Here is a 392-nt window from a genome sequence, read left to right on the forward strand (position 1 = left end):
AGCAGCCTGCGAGCATTACCACGGCGAGTACTACGATAAGCCTGATCATTCAAATCCTTACTGAAGCTACAACACGGGAACCGCTTTTTTCTTAAGACTATAGCTAGTTCTGACACTGAGCTGAACGCCTTGGTTCTAGGTTGTTGATTCAACGAATTTCAAGCACAAAAAAGGGCGACCGAAGTCGCCCTTTCTACAGCTTTACAGAACTTAGTTCTGTTTAGCCATTGCTTCGCGCAGCAGGGAGGCCATGGTGGTCTCGCCTTGTGCAGCTTCCGGAGCAGATTTCAGGCTCTGAATAGCTTCTTTCTCTTCAACTTCGTCTTTCGACTTGATGGAGAGTTGGATTACGCGGCTCTTGCGATCAACGCTGATGATCTTGGCTTCTACTT

Annotated in this window: 1 pseudogene; it reads right to left on the reverse strand. The window is 47.7% G+C overall.

The window, feature by feature from the left end:
- Window positions 1–210: 210 nt before the first annotated feature.
- Window positions 211–392: pseudogene (gene rpsA, locus SOP95_RS31980) on the reverse strand (30S ribosomal protein S1); the annotation flags it as partial.

The sequence above is a fragment of the Pseudomonas sp. YuFO8 genome (assembly GCF_035065025.1).
Classification (GTDB): domain Bacteria; phylum Pseudomonadota; class Gammaproteobacteria; order Pseudomonadales; family Pseudomonadaceae; genus Aquipseudomonas; species Aquipseudomonas putida_AE.